This window comes from Xanthomonas sp. LF02-5 (genome assembly GCF_034105325.1).
GTDB classification, from domain to species: domain Bacteria; phylum Pseudomonadota; class Gammaproteobacteria; order Xanthomonadales; family Xanthomonadaceae; genus Xanthomonas_A; species Xanthomonas_A sontii.
Map to the genome: position 1 here is coordinate 682,326 of NZ_JAXGGF010000002.1, position 18,031 is coordinate 700,356.

The 18,031-nt window shown below is 57.9% G+C and carries 11 protein-coding genes and 2 pseudogenes; 11 read left to right on the top strand and 2 right to left on the bottom strand.

Features of this window, described 5'->3' with window-relative positions; translation table 11 throughout:
• Positions 1-85 precede the first annotated feature (85 nt).
• The 11 genes and pseudogenes from SLW52_RS09000 (at position 86) to SLW52_RS09050 (ending at position 16,769) form a co-directional block, all read left to right on the top strand.
• Complete coding sequence (locus SLW52_RS09000; RefSeq protein ID WP_320740089.1) at positions 86-3,529, top strand: hemagglutinin repeat-containing protein; 3,444 nt, start codon at positions 86-88, stop codon at positions 3,527-3,529.
• Entirely contained in the window at positions 3,510-3,926 is a 417-nt protein-coding gene (locus SLW52_RS09005; RefSeq protein ID WP_153751371.1) for a hypothetical protein, read from the top strand. The genes SLW52_RS09000 and SLW52_RS09005 overlap by 20 nt, the downstream gene beginning before the upstream one ends.
• Positions 3,927-4,576: 650 nt before the next feature.
• A complete protein-coding gene (locus SLW52_RS09010) occupies positions 4,577-4,783 on the top strand; it encodes a hypothetical protein (protein ID WP_320740043.1) in 207 nt (68 codons plus the stop codon).
• A gap of 241 nt (positions 4,784-5,024) precedes the next feature.
• A complete protein-coding gene (locus SLW52_RS09015; RefSeq protein WP_320740090.1) occupies positions 5,025-9,377 on the top strand; it encodes a hemagglutinin repeat-containing protein in 4,353 nt (1,450 codons plus the stop codon).
• Between the two features lie 4 nt (positions 9,378-9,381).
• The gene (locus tag SLW52_RS09020) at positions 9,382-9,858 is read left to right on the top strand and encodes a hypothetical protein (RefSeq protein WP_320740044.1); all 477 of its coding nucleotides are present in this window, start codon (positions 9,382-9,384) and stop codon (positions 9,856-9,858) included.
• A 165-nt stretch (positions 9,859-10,023) separates the two neighbouring features.
• Positions 10,024-13,519, top strand: a pseudogene (locus SLW52_RS09025) (hemagglutinin repeat-containing protein); the annotation flags it as partial.
• 160 nt (positions 13,520-13,679) lie between these two features.
• Positions 13,680-13,991, top strand: coding sequence for a hypothetical protein (locus tag SLW52_RS09030; protein ID WP_320740046.1), 312 nt, complete (start codon positions 13,680-13,682; stop codon positions 13,989-13,991).
• A 264-nt stretch (positions 13,992-14,255) separates the two neighbouring features.
• Positions 14,256-14,591, top strand: a pseudogene (locus SLW52_RS09035) (integrase core domain-containing protein); the annotation flags it as partial.
• A 126-nt stretch (positions 14,592-14,717) separates the two neighbouring features.
• Positions 14,718-15,188, top strand: coding sequence for a hypothetical protein (locus SLW52_RS09040; protein WP_320740048.1), 471 nt, complete (start codon positions 14,718-14,720; stop codon positions 15,186-15,188).
• Positions 15,189-15,454: 266 nt separating this feature from the next.
• Complete coding sequence (locus tag SLW52_RS09045) at positions 15,455-15,874, top strand: hypothetical protein (RefSeq protein WP_320740049.1); 420 nt, start codon at positions 15,455-15,457, stop codon at positions 15,872-15,874.
• A 244-nt stretch (positions 15,875-16,118) separates the two neighbouring features.
• On the top strand, positions 16,119-16,769 hold the full coding sequence (locus tag SLW52_RS09050) for a DUF480 domain-containing protein (RefSeq protein WP_320740050.1): 651 nt from the start codon (positions 16,119-16,121) through the stop codon (positions 16,767-16,769).
• Positions 16,770-16,930: 161 nt separating this feature from the next.
• On the opposite strand, the gene SLW52_RS09055 is transcribed toward SLW52_RS09050, so the two are convergent.
• Positions 16,931-17,473: a DinB family protein gene (locus tag SLW52_RS09055; protein WP_152238360.1), complete on the bottom strand. Its 543-nt coding sequence runs from the start codon at positions 17,471-17,473 to the stop codon at positions 16,931-16,933.
• 2 nt (positions 17,474-17,475) lie between these two features.
• Positions 17,476-18,012 (bottom strand): GNAT family N-acetyltransferase, encoded by a 537-nt coding sequence (locus SLW52_RS09060; RefSeq protein WP_320740053.1) that lies wholly within the window; start codon positions 18,010-18,012, stop codon positions 17,476-17,478.
• Between the last annotated feature and the right edge of the window lie 19 nt (positions 18,013-18,031).

Below are 18,031 nucleotides of genomic sequence, written 5' to 3' on the forward strand. Positions count from 1 at the left end.
CTGTTCTTTGAAAATAGAGTGCAAGTCAAACCGTCGTGCTGAGGACGCCGGCGGCACCTGACCCTGCTTCGCCAGCGATGGCTCGATTACCAGCCAGGGCAAGCAACTGTCGGTGGGCGGCAACGCCAGCCTGAGCACGACCAAGGGCGACATCACCCTGACCGCCAGCAACATCGCGGCACAGGGCGATGTGACCATGCACGCCGCCGGCGACCTGACCATCCAGAGCGGGCAGGACACCGCCGGCAACGCCAACGTCTCGGACAACAAGGCCATCGGCACGGTGGTCATCTCCGACACCGAGCGCTTCTCCGGTTATCACACCGAGAAGCACCGCGACGACAACGCCACGGTGACGCAGGTGGCCAGCAGCGTCGGCAGCCTGGGCGGCAACGTCAATCTGAGTGCGGGTGGCACCTACACGCAGAGCGCCAGCAACGTGGTCGCGGCCAAGGACGTGGACGTGACTGCCGCGTCGATCCAGTTGCTCACCGCCAACGACAGCCACGCCGCGTCCTCGCAGGACGACACGCTCAAGATCGGCGCATTCGCGCGGGTGAAATCGCCGCTGATCGACCTGATCAACAACGTCGATGCGGCGCGCAACTCCGACGGCAGGCTGTCGGCGATGCAGGGCATGGCGGCAGTGGCCAACGGCTATCAGACCGCCAGTGCGATCAGCAGCATCGCGCAAAACGGTGGCAGCGGCGCGCTGGTCAGCGTGGAAGCGGGCGTGGGCTACGCCACCAGCACGGAGAAGTACAAGGCCGGCAGCCAGACCGCGCAAGGGTCGACCATCAGCGGCGGCGGCAACGTCAGCCTGACCAGCACCAATGGCGATCTGCACGTGGTGCAGGGCAACCTGAAGGCCGGCGACACCCTGAGCCTGGACGCAGCGCGCGACCTGGTGCTGGAAGCAGGCAAGTCCTCAAGTTCGGAACAGAGCAAGGGCAGCAACGCCGGATTGGAAGTGGGCGTGGGCGCCTCGGTCGGCGCGCAGACCGGCGTCTATGCCTATGCGCAGGCCAGCGTCGGTAGTCACTCCTCCAACGCCGACAGCGCTACGTGGAAGAACACGGAGCTGGCCGCGCAGAACATCTCCCTTACCTCGAAGGGCGACACCACGTTGCGTGGTGCGGTAGCCAAGGCCGACCGCATCGACGTGCAGACCGGCGGCGACCTGACCATCGAGTCTCTGCAGGACACCTCGAACATCCAGTCCAAGGAGAGCGGCTATGGCGGCCGCATCCAGGTGTCCTTTGGTACCGCGTGGGATGCCAGCGGCTACGCCAGCACGGCCAAGGCCAACGGCAACTCCACCGGCGTGACCGAGCAATCGGGCCTGTTCGCCGGCAAGGGCGGCTACCACGTCGACGCGGGCAACGTGAACCTGATCGGCGGCGCGATCGCCAGCAACAATGCGGACAACAGTGAACTGACCGCCACCTCGCTGACCTTCAGCGACCTGCAGAACCGGATGGGCTACTCGGCCAGCTCCGGCAGCCTCGCCGGCGGGTTCGGTAGTAGCGGTACTGGTCAATCGTCCACCGGAGCCGATGGCAGCACGGTGGGCGGGCAGGCACGAGACATCGGCAACACGATTGCCAACGGCAATTACGGTCAAGTCAACAGCGGCGGGCTGGGCGGCGGACTGCCCATGTCCCAGAGCGGCAACGACAGCACGACCACGCGCGCCACGCTGACCGAAGGCAACATCACGATCGGCGGCAAGCGCACCACGGCAGCAGAGACGGGCATCAACACCGATGCCAGCAAGGCGAACGAGGTGTTGGCGACCCTGCCGGACGTGCGCAAGGTGCTGGCCGAGCAGCAGGCGATGGGTGCGGCCGCTGGGACGGTGCTGGAGACCAGTCGGCAGGTGGCTGGCGACATCGCGGCTAACGCGGCGAAGAAGACCGCCGAGGCCGGCGATGCGTACCTGCAGGAACTGGCGAAGAACGATCCGGATCAGGCAAAGATCGTCGCAGGCATGAGCGGTCCGGACAGGCAGGCGTACCTGCTGGCCAACAGCGCTGACTACCGAGCGGCCTACACCACCCAAACGCAATGGGGGACCGGCGGCGATTACAGCCGTGCGTTGCAGGCGGTGACTACCGCTCTGGTGGGCGGGGTGTCGGGCCAGAGCGGCACGCAGGTGGCGAGCAACACGCTGGCGCCGTATGCGGCGCAATTGATCGGGCAGACGTTCGACGCCAACCACGGCAGCGACCCCAACGCGGCGTTGCAAGTGCTGTCGCACGCACTGCTGGGCGCGGTGCTGGCCGAAGCTAATGGCAGCAACGGAGCAGGCGGTGCGCTGGCTGGAGCGGGCGGCGAAGCTGCCGCCCAATACCTCACCAAGACGCTCTACGGCGCCGACGCCAAGCCGAGCGATCTGTCCGAGCAGGAGAAGCAGACGATCCTGGCGTTGTCGCAGGCGGTTGGCGCGCTGGTCGGCGGGATCACGGGCGGAAGCTTGAATGACGCCGCGGTCGGCAGCACGATCGCGCGCAATGCGGTGGAGAACAACTGGCTGAAGGCAGAAGAAAACAAGCTTAAGAAAGAAGTTCAGGCTGAATGTGGTCCCCAAAATCCACTTGCCTGCCAACTGCTGGAAGAACTTGTCAAGTTGGATAAGACCCGAGACGAAGGCTATGCCGCTCAGGTCGCGCTGGTGAACGCCCAGATGGACGCGGAAGGAGGTCAGCACTCGCAGGAGCGATTCGACCAACTAATGGCGAGCTACTGGGCTGCCAACGGCGTGGGCGGTCCAGAGGACGCCATCCCTGATAGCACGGTGTCCCGCACATTCCCCACGAACGGGCAGAAGCTCTACAACGCACTCGATAAAATCCCGGGTGGCCTGCCTGGCATGGGCATATTTGGGATGATGCTTCCAGGGATTCTGGATCAAACCGGAACCACCGTCGCCGCATGGCAAGATCTTTATAAGCCTGGTCAGGCAACTAACTACTTCACTGGTGCATCGGTATCGGGCACATCTGCATTCGATGAGCGATTCCTCGGTGCTGCCACTGTCGCTGAGATCTTTCTGACATCGGGTGGCAGCACCGTTGCGCGGACGGGACTTAGAGAGGTTGCCGATGCAGCTGGCAGCACCAGTGAAAGATCGGTTCTTCATTCATCTGCTATTGCTGATAGTGAAGCTAGCGCGCCTCCGCTCATTCGCTCCGATGGAATGGCTGATGCTGCTTCCGGTGCAAGGCTGAGAGAATATCTGCTCGCATCTATGTCTAAGCCGGAAGTTTCTAATCCGAGGCTATCTTCTATCATAGACACACTTTACCGTGATGGAGCGAAGATCGGTTCTGGCAGTACTGCTGATGCTGTCAGACATGAATTGAAAACTGGCCAATCAGTTGGTGGGAAGTTTCATTCTCAAAAAGCGGCGGATAGCATAATAGCGCTTCAAAGATGGCTTGACGAAAATCCTGGCGCATCATTTTCAGATAGATCTGCTGCTCAACATGTGATGGAGGATATGAAAAATGCTCTCAGAGGAAAGTAAAGCAAAAATAAAGGATTTTTATCTAGTCTTCTCTATGAACTTTCCCGCCCATAAAATTGAGGAAAGTTGTTCTTATTTTTTGCCTGAGCTGGAGGGGGATGTTCCTTGGACCTTGATATTTTCTTCACTAGGAAATGTTGTAGGCGAAGAAATTAAAAGCGGTTCATTTCGGAAAAGGAAAGAAATCTTCGCGCTAATAGAATCAGCAATGAAGTGTGGTGATGAGGGTCTCTCAACTGTAGTTGCTACTGGACTTCTTGAAGAACTGTACAAGCTTGCCGAAAAAGATGAGGCATTAATGAATGAATTGTTAGTTCAGCTTGATGGTGAATCGGTAAGTTATCTAAAGGGCTGGCTTGAATGGTCTGGTGGAAAATGGGGGCGGACATGTTCGTGAATATTTTCCTCTAATTAATTAAGGTGGGGAGCAGAAATTTATATTAGAAGCACTGACAAAAAGTCACTTGGACAAGTATGTGCCTCCAAATGGTGCTGACGTATGTTTGAGTTTGGGACCTCTGGCGAAAAACATTAAAGTTATTGTGCGCCGGGAACAAATAAGTCAATAAATGAATATCCCGTCAAGCAGGGTTAGAGATGCTCTGTCCAAGATGTGAACAAGGCGATATTTGCAAAGTTAAAATTAAATCCACTGGGAGACTGCTGTACATCTGCCAAGAATGTGAAGCTACATGGTTCTCGTCTGAGGCTGTAGGACTTGAGCCATTCGTGGATTTCGGAACATACATGGAAACCCTAGGGCTTCCACCATTGTGGAGTTCCCTGGATGTAGTATCTGATTGTTGAAAGAGGCGAGTTTGTTGATATTGGAATCACTACTAAAAAGCAGTTCCAAGATTTTATTGAAAATATAGTCGGCGACCCCGCGATTGAGCGTCGCCAAGCGGTTGACGGGACTACTTATTATCTTGATTGCTCAACAAAAACTATTGTAATACGCGGGCGTAGAGGCGAAGCTACGGCATTTAGGCCTGATGTAGGTGGTGTTGGCTGGGAAAAATATTTAAAAACTCAGGTGCCTAATAAATGAAAGATAGTATCGATAATCCTGTTGAATTTAATATTTTGGTCACCGAAAGAGAGCTCAGGTATTTTATATCTTGCGGAATAGCTTTAATTCAAAACGTGCCAGAGGATTCACTTCCAACTTACTGCGGTCTTAGTAATAATGAAATTATAGATGTATCTATGAGGCTTCGGGAATTTGCGGATAGGAAGGGCATAGAAATTTAAATTTTATATTTAGTTTTAAATTTCGAGGGTGCTGTTCAACGCAAAAAGCGATTTGGCCAGCGGCGGCGTCCTACTCAGCAATAGATATATGTAGTTCAATCATGAGTGACGTTTTAGGTGGGATTTATATTTGGCGCTATCAAAATCGAAGATGACAGATGGATGAGCGTTTAGCGAGAGCCGATGCAATGAGGCGATTGCTAGGGATTAAGGCCGCCTTGTAGATCGGCCACGACCTGTTCTGACCCCGGTCGCCGACGCCAACGGCAAGGCCACGGTGCGCACCAGCATCGCCACCGGCGGCAGTCTGCAACTGGCCGCCGGCAACGACCTCACCATCCGCCAGGCCCAAGTGAAGGCCGATGGCAACCTGATCGCCGCGGCCGGGCGCGATCTCAATGTGACCTCGGTGCTGGAGGACAGCCGCACCGTCACCGACCAGAGCCGCCAGGGCAAGACCAGGGCCGTCACCACCACGACCACTCAGGACATCGACCAGCAGGCGCTCACCGCCGGCGGCAACCTGGTGCTCAGCGCCGGCCACGACGTCAACCTGACCGCCGCCAAGCTCGACGCCGGCAAGGGTTTGGCGGTGGTCGCAGGCAACGACCTCAACAGCACCACGCTGACCACGGTCGACAGCAGCACCACCCTGCAGACGCGCAAGCGCTTCAAGCAGACCACCAGCACCCGCGACGAGACCGTCCACGGCACCGAGTTCACCGCCGGCGGCGACATCGCCCTGCAGTCCGGCCACGACGTGAACCTGACTGCGGCCAACCTGTTCACCGACAAGGGCGCGCTGGCCGTGTCCGCCGGCAACGACGTCAACCTGCTCGCCGAGCAGGAGCAGCATGACGCCGTGCAGGACATGCAGAAGAAGAAAAAGGGCTTCCTGTCCAGCAAGACCACCACCACGCATGACGAGTGGCACGACAGCACCGCGGTGGCAACCACGCTCAGTGGCGACACCGTGCAGATCGCCGCCGGCCACGACCTGCTGTCGCAGGGCGCGCAGGTCGCCGGCACCGGCAATATGGTCGTTGCTGCGGGCTACGACCTGACGCTGGAGACGGCGCAGAACACGCATAGCGAGGAGCACGAGAAGAAGACGAAGAAGTCCGGCATGTTCGGCAGCGGCGGGATCGGCGTGACGTTCGGCACGCAGAAGATCCAGAACAATGCCGACACCGCCGATGTCACGCATGTGGGCAGCACGGTCGGCAGCGTGGCGGGCGACGTCACGCTGGTCGCGGGCAATCGTTACGCGCAGACTGGCAGCGACGTGCTGGCCAATGCCGGCGACATCACGGTGAAGGCAAAGGACATCGCCATCACCGAGGTCCACGACACCACCGATGCCGAGCAGCGCAGCAAGTTCAGCCAAGGCGGCCTGTCGATCACGCTCAGTTCCGCAGCACTGAACCTGGCCCAGTCCGCTTACGACACGGCCAAGGCAGGCTCCAAAGTCAGTGGCGATGCGCGCATGCAGGCGCTGGCGGCGGGATCCGCGGCCTACAGCGCCTATGGCGCCGCCAGCTCGCTGAGTCAGACCGGAAGCGCACTGGCCAGCGGCAGCGCCGCAAGCGCTGCGCAAGGCGCGAACATCAGCATCGCCGTGACGGTGGGTGGCAGCAAGAGCGAGAGCAAGAGTACCCAGTCGGCGGACCAGGCCAAGGGCTCCAAGCTACAGGCCGGTGGCGACGTCAACCTGATCGCCACGGGCGGCGGCGACGCGAGCAACCTGCTGGTACGCGGCAGCGACGTCACCGCTGGCCACGACCTGCTCCTGGCCGCCGATCACGATGTCACCATCGAGGCGGCGAAGAACACGGCCGAACAGCACAGCACCAGCAAGAGCAGCAGCGCTGCGGTCGGCGTTGCGATCACCTATGGCACTGATGGGCTCGCGGCGGGCGTGACGTTGAGCGCCAGCGGAGCGCGTGGCAAGGCCAATGGCGAGGATGTCAGTTACACCAACAGCCATGTGGCCGCGGGCGATAACGCCACGATCATCAGCGGCAACGACACCACGCTCAAGGGCGCGCAGGTCTCCGCGGACAAGGTGATCGCCGATGTCGGCGGCAACCTCAACATCGAGAGCCTGCAGGACACCAGCAGCTACGCCAGCAAGGACAAGTCGATCGGTGGCAACGTCACGTTCGGCATCGGGTTCAGTGCCAGCGCCAGCTACAGCAGCAACAAGGTCAATGGCGACTACGCCAGCGTCACCGAGCAGAGCGGCATCCAGGCCAGCAAGGGCGGGTTCGACATCACCGTGGGCGGCAACACCGACCTGAAGGGCGCGGTGATCGCCAGCAGCCAGGATGCGATCGACCAAGGCAAGAACCGCCTGAGCACCGGCACGCTGACGTACAGCGACATCGCCAACACCAGCAGCTATGACGCCAAGGGCATCAGCCTGTCGGGCGGCTACAGCGTCGGCACCGACGACGATAAGGCCAAGGGCAGTGAGGGCCAGACACCTTCCACCACCAACAATGGCAGCAAGTGGTCCTGGCAGAACTACAACACCGGTGCCAACGGCAGTGCGGCCGGCTACGGCCATGAGAGTGGGAACTCGCAATCCACCACGCACAGCGGCATCAGTGGCGGGGCGCTGGCCATCACCGACGAAGCGGGGCAGCAAGCCAAGGCCGGCAAGAGCGTGGGCGACACGCTGGCAGGCCTGAAGCGGGATGTCGTCACCGGTGATGACGCCAATGGCCTGACCAAGCAATGGGATGGGCAGAAGTTGCAGGAGCGTTTGGCGGCGCAGGCGCAGATCACGGCGACGTTCGGGCAGCAGGCCACGCAAGCGGTTGGCAACTATGCTCAAAAGAAGATGACGGAAGCAGCGGCCTTGAGGCTGCAGGCTGACAGCACGGTAGATCCGGAACAGAAAGCGCAACTCACCGCACAGGCCGACCAACTGGAAAGCCAGTGGGGCGCCAATGGCAGTTTGCGTGTGTTGGCGCACACCGTGGTCGGGGGACTCACAGGCGGGCTAGAGGGTGCGACGGGCGCCGCTGCAGGCACGCTCGCCGCGCCCGCCGTGGCAACCGCGTTGCGGGAGGCAGGCGTCACCGGGCCGTTGGCGGATACGTTGACTGCCTTGGCGTCGACGGCGGCGGGTGCGGTGGCGGGCGGCACTGCGGGTGCTGCGACGGCCAGCAATGAGGTGGTGAACAACTATCTCAGTCACGCCGAGCGGATGGAATATCTGAAGGCGGCGTTGGAGTGCGCACAGACTGGCGAGTCGTGTGGAGTGGCCGCCGGCTACGAAGTCAAATCCAACGAGAGAAACGAAGTGCTCAAGGATGCTTGCACCGATCGCACGAGTGCGGGATGTCAGGCGGCATTGGCAGATGCTCTCAACGCCGCCGACGATCAGAAGGCGCATCAAGCAGATTACATGTCTTGGCTGATGGAGAATGGCGCCAAGATCAAGGCGCTGAGCGGTGTAGCGAGTAACGAGACGCTGGAATACGGCGTGGTGACCCACACCACCACGGAGGACCTTCAGCACAAGATCGTATGCGCGATGGCAGGTAGCAATTGCAGCGACCCAGCGCTCAAGCTACAGACGTACTTAGGCAATGTTCCTCTGGGTTACGCGGCGCAGGATGCGTTGCTGCGAGCCGCGTTGACCGGGGCTGGAACGCAGGTGGGCTCGGTAACCAGAACGGGAGAAACCATCGCCGGAGTCGTTGCAGGAATTTGGAGCCTGACACCCTACGAGCGTTTTAAGAGCAGTTACGACGATCTTGGCTATTTGCAGGAAAATGGGATCGGCGCCTACATGGATCGAAACCTCGATCAAGGCGCCAAGTTGCTGCATGCTGTAAAGGACTACGCTTCAAGTTTCGGGTCGGCGGTCGCCACTGGAGCACTTGGCTCTTGGGACATCTATGACCTGTATGAGCAGGGGAAGACCCAGGGCAAGATTGGCGTCGATATCCTCAGTCTCCTTGTGCCCGCAGGCGCGGTTGGCGAGGCCGGTACGGTTGCGGCAAAGGCAGGAACTACCTTTACGGCAGACGAGCTGATTGCCGCGTACAGACAACTGAAGCCTGTTGTAAATGAGGGCGCAGCAGATGCGGTAACCCTGAGCCGTGCGGGCAGTGGAGAGGGAGTATTTGACAAAAGTAGAATTGGATCTTATGAACCCTCAAGTGCTGTTATTGGTCAATTAAATCCGTCGTCTTGCGTTGCCGCCAGCTGTCGAATGGCGACAGGAATGGGAGATATTCCAGAGGCATATGTGCGAAATGCGATTAATACGGAAAAATCCGGTACTGCGCTTTCCGATGTGCCAAAAGGACTAACCGATCTCGGGTTTGAGGGTGAAGTGAGACATGTTAAAAATATAACTATTGATTTAATATCAGAATCTACAATGGAAGGATCTTCGGTCATTGTTAATGTTGAAACTTCCACGGGAGGTATTCATGCTATAGTCGTTGACAAAGTTTCTAATGGGAGGGCGTACATACGAGATCCATGGCCTCTAGGGGTAGGGTCTTCGTACTCCGTTCCAGTAGATGATCTAAAATCCGTTTTGACTGGAAACTCGTTAATAATCAAGCCATAAAAGTATGAGTATTTTTAGAGATCCAATTTATTGCGACCTGTATAGCTCAGGATCGGTTTCTTCAAAAAAGCTTAGATTCCTGGGATTGTATGATAAAAGCTTTGAATATAAAGAAGGCGCATGCATATCTGGTTATTTTGGCGTTAAAGTGGATAGAATAAGTTTGGTTAGAATAATTGTTGATTTGAGGTCGGAAGGCTTTAATTGCCTTAGTATACCAATGTGTTACAAGACTTCTCGCTTACTTACTGTGTCCGAATGTTTAAATATTGGAAGAAAATATGCTGCAAATAACAACATAAGCATTTCGGAAATAGAAAGAATGCTTCCTGATCTACCTTTTTGCTTTAATTTTGATGTGACGGGCGGCGTCGAAGAGAGAGCAGGAGGTATCGTTCGTGTAGATAAGCTAGATGGTCACATATGGACCCTTTCAGAGGTTGAAGAATATATGCATGACTACAATGGATTGCTAATATAAACGGAAACCCAGCAAAAAAGGCTGAATCGCGCACCAGCATCTCCGTCGGCGGTAGCTTGCAACCACCTCGGCAGCAGCACCGAGGAGACGCGCAATCGCTTCAAGCAGACCACCAGCACCCGCGACGAGACCGTCCACGGCAGCGAGTTCACCGCTGGCGGCGACATCGCCCTGCAGGCGGGCCACGACGTGAACCTGACCGCCGCCAACATGTTCACCGGCAAGGCGCGCTGGCCGTGTCCGCCGGCAACGACGTCAACCTGCTCGCCGCGCAGGAGCAGCACGACGCCGTGCAGGACATGCAGAAAAAGAAAAAGGGCTTCCTGTCCAGCAAGACCACGACCACGCATGACGAGTGGCACGACAGCACCGCCGTGGCGACCACGCTCAGCGGCGACACCGTGCAGATCGCCGCGGGCCATGACCTGCTCTCGCAAGGCGCGCAGGTCGCCGGCACCGGCAATGTGGTGGTGGCCGCGGGCAACGCCTGACGCTGGAGACGGCGCAGAACACGCATAGCGAAGAGCACGACAAGAAGGTCAAGAAGACCGGCCTGTACAGCGGCGGCGGCTTCAGCGTCACCCTGGGCGCGAGCAAGCAGACCAATACACTCAACACCACCGAGGTGAGCCAGAGCGGCAGCCTGGTGGGCAGTACCGATGGCTCCGTCACCCTCACCGCCGGCAATGCCGTGGCGATCACCGGCAGCGACGTGCTGAGCAAGACCGGCACAGCCATCGTCGGCAAGGACGTGACTATCGCCGCGGTCGAGAACCGCGTGGACACGGTGCAGACGTCCAAGCAGCAGAGTGCGGGGATCACCCTTGGATTGACCGGTGGCTTGGTCGATGCGGCGCAAACCGCGTATGGGGCGGTCAAGCGTGGCTCGGACGTAGACGACGATCGGCTCAAGGCGCTTTACGCGGCGAAGGCCGGTTACGCGATCGGCGATGCGGCTGGCCTGGCCAGCAACGGCCTGAAGGGCTACAACGGCGAAGCAGTTGCGGGCAACATGACGAGAACCGGTGAGGCGTCAGCCGATGGTGCCCAGGGAGCGGCCAATGCCACCGGCGTGAGCCTGCGCATCGGCATCGGTGCCAGCAGCGCGTCCAGCAAGACGACGACCCACGAAGAGACCACCGGCGGCAGCCGCATCCTCAGCGACGGCAATGTGACCATCGCGGCCACGGGCGGCGATCTCAACGTCATCGGCAGCAAGATCGCCGGCGACAACGTCGCATTGGCGGCGGCGAACAACCTCAACCTGCTGAGTCAGCAAGAAACCAACACGACCAAGTCGGAAAACAAGAACGCCGGCGGCGAGATCGGTGTCAGCGTCGGCGCAACGACCGGCTACTACCTGACCGTGTCGGCCGGCAAGGGCAACGCCAAGGGCAACAGCAACCTCCACACCGAAAGCGTGGTCACGGCCAACGACACGCTGACCTTGGCCAGCGGCAACGACACCACGATCAAGGGCGCGCAAGCGATCGGCGACACCGTGCTGGCCAAAGTTGGTGGCGACCTGCTGATCCAGAGCGAGCAGGACACCAACGACTACAAGAGCAAGCAGCAGCAGGCCAGCCTGACCCTGGCGACCGGCTCCGGGAGTGGTGGCAGCTACAGCCAGCAAAAGGTCAACAGCAACTACATCAGCGTCAAGGAACAGAGCGGCATCCAGGCGGGCAAGGGTGGATTCGATATCACCGTCGGCGGCGACACCCATCTCATTGGCGGCGCCATTGCCAGCACCGCCGACGCCGAGAAGAACCGCCTGTCCACCAACGGCTTGACGGTGGACGACCTGCAGAACAAGGCCGAGTACAAGAGCAGTGGCGTGTCGGTCGGCGGTGGGACCGGAAGCAGCATGGTCAGTGTTGCCGCGCGTACCGGGCTGAGCATGTTGGGTAACAGCAGCGACAGCAGCAGTAGCACCACCAAGAGCGACATCGCCGCTGGCACGGTGGAGGTGCGCAACGGCGATACCGCGGCGCTGTCGGGCCTGGACCGTAAGGCCACCGAGCTACAGCAGTCGGGCCTGAAGGAAATCTTCGACGAGAAGAAGCTGGCAGAGCAGAAGGAGTTGGCCGCTGTGGCGGGCGAGGTCGGGTTCCGTGTTGCTGGCGATGTTGCCGTAGCCATGCAGCATAAGGCGCAAACAGATCTCGCCCAGGCCCAGGCGGCCGGCGATCAAGCGGGGATCGATGACGCATTGTCGCGCTTGGCAAGCTGGGGTGATGGTGGAACTGCGAAGACCCTGTTGCATGGCGTCACTGGCGCTGCGGTAGCGGCGCTCGGTGGTGGCGATGCGCTCAGCGGAGCAGTTGGCGCCGCCGTCTCCGAAAAAGCAAAGCAGGCGATGTTCGACTACCTGCTCGCTCAAGGACTCTCGCCGAACGACCCAACGTTCAAGAGCGTGATGGAACTGGGCAGTGCCGCATTGGGGGGACTGGTTGGTCAGCAGACTGGCGCCAGTACTGCATTGGCAGGCGAACAGTTCAATCGACAGCTCCATCCAATCGAACTCAGCTTCATCGCGGCGAAAGCCGACGACTACGCTGCATACGCCGGTATCAGCGAGAAAGAAGCGGTGCAATTGTTGATTAATGCGACCCTGGACCAAGTAGATAACGATGCGCAGCAGCGCACGAGGAGCAAGGACGCGGCAACATACCAAGCGGCTGCGAATTGGCTTGCCAATGAAGCGGCAAACGTCAATCTGGGCTTCGTTAATGAAAAGGGTCAGTCGCAACAAGCATTTACAGCGACTATTAGCCAGTTCTATGACTCGACTTTATTCGATGGTCCTTATCGCGGAACCATCTTCACTAAGTTGACGGACAAGGTCTTGGGGACCAATTGGACTGGAACATTCTCGATCTCGAATGATAAGTATCTTTCCACTGCAGCTGATCTTAAGTTGGAGGGACAGTACCAAGAATGGCGCGCGACCCGGCCAGCGGACGTCTCAAAGTGGAGCGACGAAGATCTGAACACGATGGTTGGGTTCGTTCATAAGAACGATCTGCGGAAGATGGCGCAGATCGGCATCTTTGGTCCACCTGGTGCTACGTGGGTATCGTTGGCGGACGGCGACTACAAGACTGTTGTCAATGATGCGGCAGTGAATATTGCAAGTGGCGTCGTGCCTGTGGGTTCGGTGGGCCGCTCCGTTGAACACACTGCAGAAGCTGTGTCAGACGTTTCTAGTGAAGTTAGAAATGCGGATAGAGTGGCTGATGCAAACATTTTAGATAAAATCGGTGACAAAAAAATCACTGGCGCAGTAAATGTAGACACTCCAATCGTAAAAGTTAATACTGGAGGCGCCATAAAGGGTACTCATGAATATGAGTTGCTTAACAATCCTGGCGCGAGAGCGGCAAATACAAGGTATGAGCTTGATAATGGTAAATCTTTCACGACTAACAGTGCTGGCCAGGTAGAGGAACTCACCTTCACACCAGTTAAAAATAAGGTGCCACGAGACGCGAGACAAACGGAAGCAGGAAAGCAAGGGCGCACTACAGATGTTGGCGGACATGCCCAAGCGTGTAGTCAGGGAGGAACCTGTGACGGTTATAATTTGTCCCGCAGGACGGAAATTTCAATAATTCCGCTTATAAAGTATTTTATGAGAATGAAATCAAAAAAGCGCTAAATGATCCGAGGGTAACTGTGGGCCCAACTACCATAAGATTCAATAGAGCCGCCCCCAATTCGCCGAGGCCGGATACAATATCTGTAACGTATACTATTGATGGAAAAACAAAAACGAAGGTTTTTGAAAATGAAGCTAATAAAATACCATGGGATGAGAAATGATCACTGAAGACTTTAATATAATCAAAGAGATTTTTTCAATTATAGATGATGGCATCGTCGATGGTTATGATTATTTCACTTTTGAGGTTAAAGTTGAAGTTGGTTACATCGAAACCCAGTTGACAGTTGAAAGAAACGGAATTGCGACAACTGATGTCAAGACAGATATAAATTATGCAGTTTTATATGCGCTAGTAAAGCGTCTTAGAGAAAGCGCTGCGCAACGTGGGGAATGTTGGGCTTCTTTTGTTATTTCTTACAGAATTGGTGAGCAAGTAAAAACAAATTTTAAATACAGCAGGCAATAATAATTGCAACGCGGTAATGGTGTGTCCTGCTGTAGGGCGGCAGCGACGTGCTGGCCAATGCCGGCGACATCACGGTGAAGGCAAAGGACATCGCCATCACCGAGGTCCACGACACCACCGATGCCGAGCAGCGCAGCAAGTTCAGCCAAGGTGGCCTGTCGATCACGCTCAGTTCCGCAGCACTGAACCTGGCCCAATCCGCTTACGGCTCGGCCAAGGCCGGCTCGAAGGTCAGTGACGATGCGCGCATGCAGGCACTGGCGGCGGGGTTTGCGGCAGGTGATCCACACCGGCAACGGCAAGGAGTTCTGCGGCAAGACGATGGTGACGTGGGCACACGCGCGCGGTGTGCAGCTGCGCTTGATCCAGCCAGGCAAGCCGAACCAGAACGCCTACATCGAGAGCTTCAACGGCCGCCTGCGCGACGAATGCCTCAACGAGCACTGGTTCCCGACGCTGCTGCACGCCCGCACTGAGATCGGGACCTGGCGACGGGAATACAACGAGGAGCGACCGAAGAAGATCTTGGGCGGCCTGATCCCGGCCGCCTATGCCCAGCAGCTAGCGGCCAAAGCCGCTACGATGAAACCCGGACTCTAAAGAGCCCCGCTACTGAAAGCGGGGGGACGTCGGTCCCCCGAAAAAAAATGGAGTTGCTCGAATTTTAATTGAATACGCAAGAAATATGGGCGTTGAAATAAGGGATGTTAGCAAAAAGGTGTACAAATGAATTTTTATTACTGCCGCGCTTGGTCTAGATCTGAAAAAATTCCTTTGGAGGCTTATTCGAAGGAAGTCGCTGAAAATCGGCATGAGCAACGTGAGCCATACACAGTGCTGGTCAATTCGGCTTCCTCTCCGTCAGCGTTTGCAGAGATCCTTTTAAAAAAAGGATTTGTTTGCGTCGGCTTTCTGGACAATTTACTTAGGGAATATATCTCGTATCAGTTCAAGTCCATTGAAGGGGGGCGTTGGTTTTTGGTAATCGCGGTTTATAGAAGCTATATTGCCGAAGCACAGGAAATTGCAGCTGCTGATACTTATATTTTTAAGCCAGAAGGCGATCTTTTTATTAGGCGGGATAAGTTCAATCCTCGCGAGTCTGAGGTTGCGGATTCAAAATTCAATCATGATAAGAACTACGAGAAATTTTCTGAATTCGGTGACTACCAAGGAATTTTTAAAATAGAAAGATGAATCGGACGTGCCTAGGGGTAATGACATCGATACCTCTGGTTTGGCTGACTTCCCTGAGTGCTTCCAGGCTACAGGACAATGAAGTGGGGAGGAGTCGCTGCGAATAAGGCTGGCGCGCTTCCGGACAGGTTTAGGCGTGTCCTGAATAACGAGGGCGGTGTTGTAATCCAAGGCTCAAGGCGTTCTGTCGCTAATGTCCTTAATGTCTAAGAGCTCTTTAAAGAAAATATTATAGAGAAGATTTCCTAAATTATCGGAGGTGGCGCGTGGAAATTTTTCTTTTTGAGTTTTCTTTAAAGGCCAGGTTTTCTTACCCGGATGTAGCCAGCGCGGCATTGAGTTGCATCGGCGAGCACGTAGGCTCTGCATTTGACCACTCACTGTATCTCGGTCTTTCTCCGGAAGAGCAAAAAAAATCCATTGGGTTAGAGGTTATTTGCGCGAATTCTGGGTACAGAACTTTAGTTAACGGCATTTCTTGCATTGAGTTGTACGGTAATTTGTTGGTTGAGTTTGCCTCATGCATGTCTTTCATTCTAAAAACAGAAGTTGTGATTGGGGATTACCTTGTGGATGTCGATATGGTTACCGGGCGGTATCTCATATATTATCCAGACGGATCATTTAGGCATGCTTATGAAGTAAAAAATGGAGGCGGGGTTTTTGACGTGGCTGCCATAGATTAGTTGCTGATTTTAAAACGATATAATTTTCAGATCCATCGAGCGGCGCCATTCAAGTATAATGGCCAATCATAACATTTTTGCTATTTGCCTTTCTGTAAAAGATAATGATGCGCTTATCATGCGCAGCCTACTGGAAGCTATCTTTTGGTACTAGAAAAATGCGTTGGTGAGTGCGGCATTGATCTACAGAGCCGTAACTCGCCAAACACTATGATTCGCCCCTGACCAGCAAGCAGTCCATACGATGACCGACACCCCCGCCGTCCCCGTCCTTTCCACCATCGAAGCCCGCGCCCTCGGCTGCCTGATCGAAAAGGAGGCGACCACGCCGGATGCGTATCCGCTCACGGTCAATGCGACGGTGGTGGCGGCCAATCAGAAGACCTCGCGCGAGCCGGTGATGTCGTTGAGCCCGGGCGATGTGCAGCATGCGCTGCGGCAACTGGAGGGGCGCGGGTTGGTGCGGCAGCAGTTCTCTTCGCGCGCCGAGCGCTACGAGCATCGGTTGGCGTCGGCGCTGGATCTGACCCAGCAACAGGTGGCCTTGCTCGGCCTGCTGCTGTTGCGCGGCCCGCAGACGGTCAATGAGTTGCTGACGCGCGCCGAGCGCATGGCGCGCTTCGCCGATGCGGACGACGTCCGCCATCAGTTGGAACGGCTGGCGCAGCGTCAGTTGGCGGTGCAGTTGCCGCGTGCAAGCGGGCAGCGCGAGGACCGCTACATGCATTTGCTGACCGGTCCGGTGGATGCAGAGGCGCTGGCGGCCACGTTCAAGGCGCGGCCGACCGCCTCGGGCAACGATGAGTTGGAAGGGCGGGTGCAGGCGCTGGAGGCCGAGGTGGCGGAGCTGCGCGAGATCGTGGCGCAGTTGCAGGCGCAGCTTGCGCACGAGTGACGCTGCGTGGATGGGCTTCTAAACGAAGCCTCTGGTTAATCAAAGAACGCTCACTTGTAGGAGCGGCGGCAGACCCCCCGCAAAACCGCGGCAAGGCGCGTTACTACAGGTGCCCTAAACATCAAGGCACGCACCCAACGCAGCGCCCCGCGATCGCAGGATCACTCCACCTCCACCTGCGGAATCACCGCCAGCATGTCGGTGACACCGACATCGGCACCCGCCTGGCTCAGCAGGGTGGTGGCCTGGCCACGATGGTGGGTCTGGTGGTTGAAGAAGTGCAGCAGCAGGTCGACGAAGCGCCGGCCGTGCGATTCGCCTCGGGTGTTGCGATAGCGCAGCGCCACGTCGAGGTCGTCGGCATGCAGTTGCGACATCCACTCGGCGATCGTCGCATCCAGGGACTCGCGTTGCGTCCGCAGGTCCGCCAGGCAGTCGGCCTGCGGCGCATCCAGGGCGGTGGGGACCGGCGTGGCGGCGATGGCCTGCAGCGCCGGGTGCCGTGCCGGATGCTGGGCGAAGCGCTGCAGCCAGATCGTATCGGCCACCACCAGGTGATTGAGCGTACCCAACAGCGACCCGAAGAAGGCGCCGCGCGGCTCGGTGATCGCGGCGTCCGGCAGGGTCGCGGCCGCGGCGTAGAGACGCTGGTTCATCCACTGGCTGTAGTCGGCGAACAGCTGCAGTGTGTGCAAGGTGTCCATGCTCAGGTGTGCTCCTGGGGTGCGTGCAGTTCGCACAGATGGAGTTCGACCTCGGCCGCCTCCGGACTCAGGCGTACGTGCCCCTGGGCGACGAAGCCCAGCGCGACGAGCAGCCGCAGCGAGCGCGCGTTGCCGGGGGCCACGATCGCATAGACGCGCGGCAGCGCCAGCACGGTGCGTGCGTAGTCCAGGACCGCGCGGGCCGCTTCGCTGGCGTAGCCCTGGCCCGCATAGGGCTGCAGCAGGGCATAGCCCAGGTCGGGCGCGGGCAGGGTCGGCCGCAGTACCAGCCCGGCCACGCCGAGCCAGGCGCCGTCGGCGCGGCGTTCCACGGCATACAGGCCGAAGCCGTGCTCGGCGTAGCTGCGCACGGAGCCGTCGGCGAGATAGCGGCTGGCCTGCGCTTCGTCGCGCACCCCACGGTCGCCGATGTGCGCCAGGAAGCCGGGGTCGTTGAGCAGGGCCAGCATCGGCGCGGCGTCGCGCTCGGGGTCCAGTCGGCGCAGTACGAGGCGCGCGGTGGCGATCACGGTGGACATGCGGCGTTCCTGCGGGTCG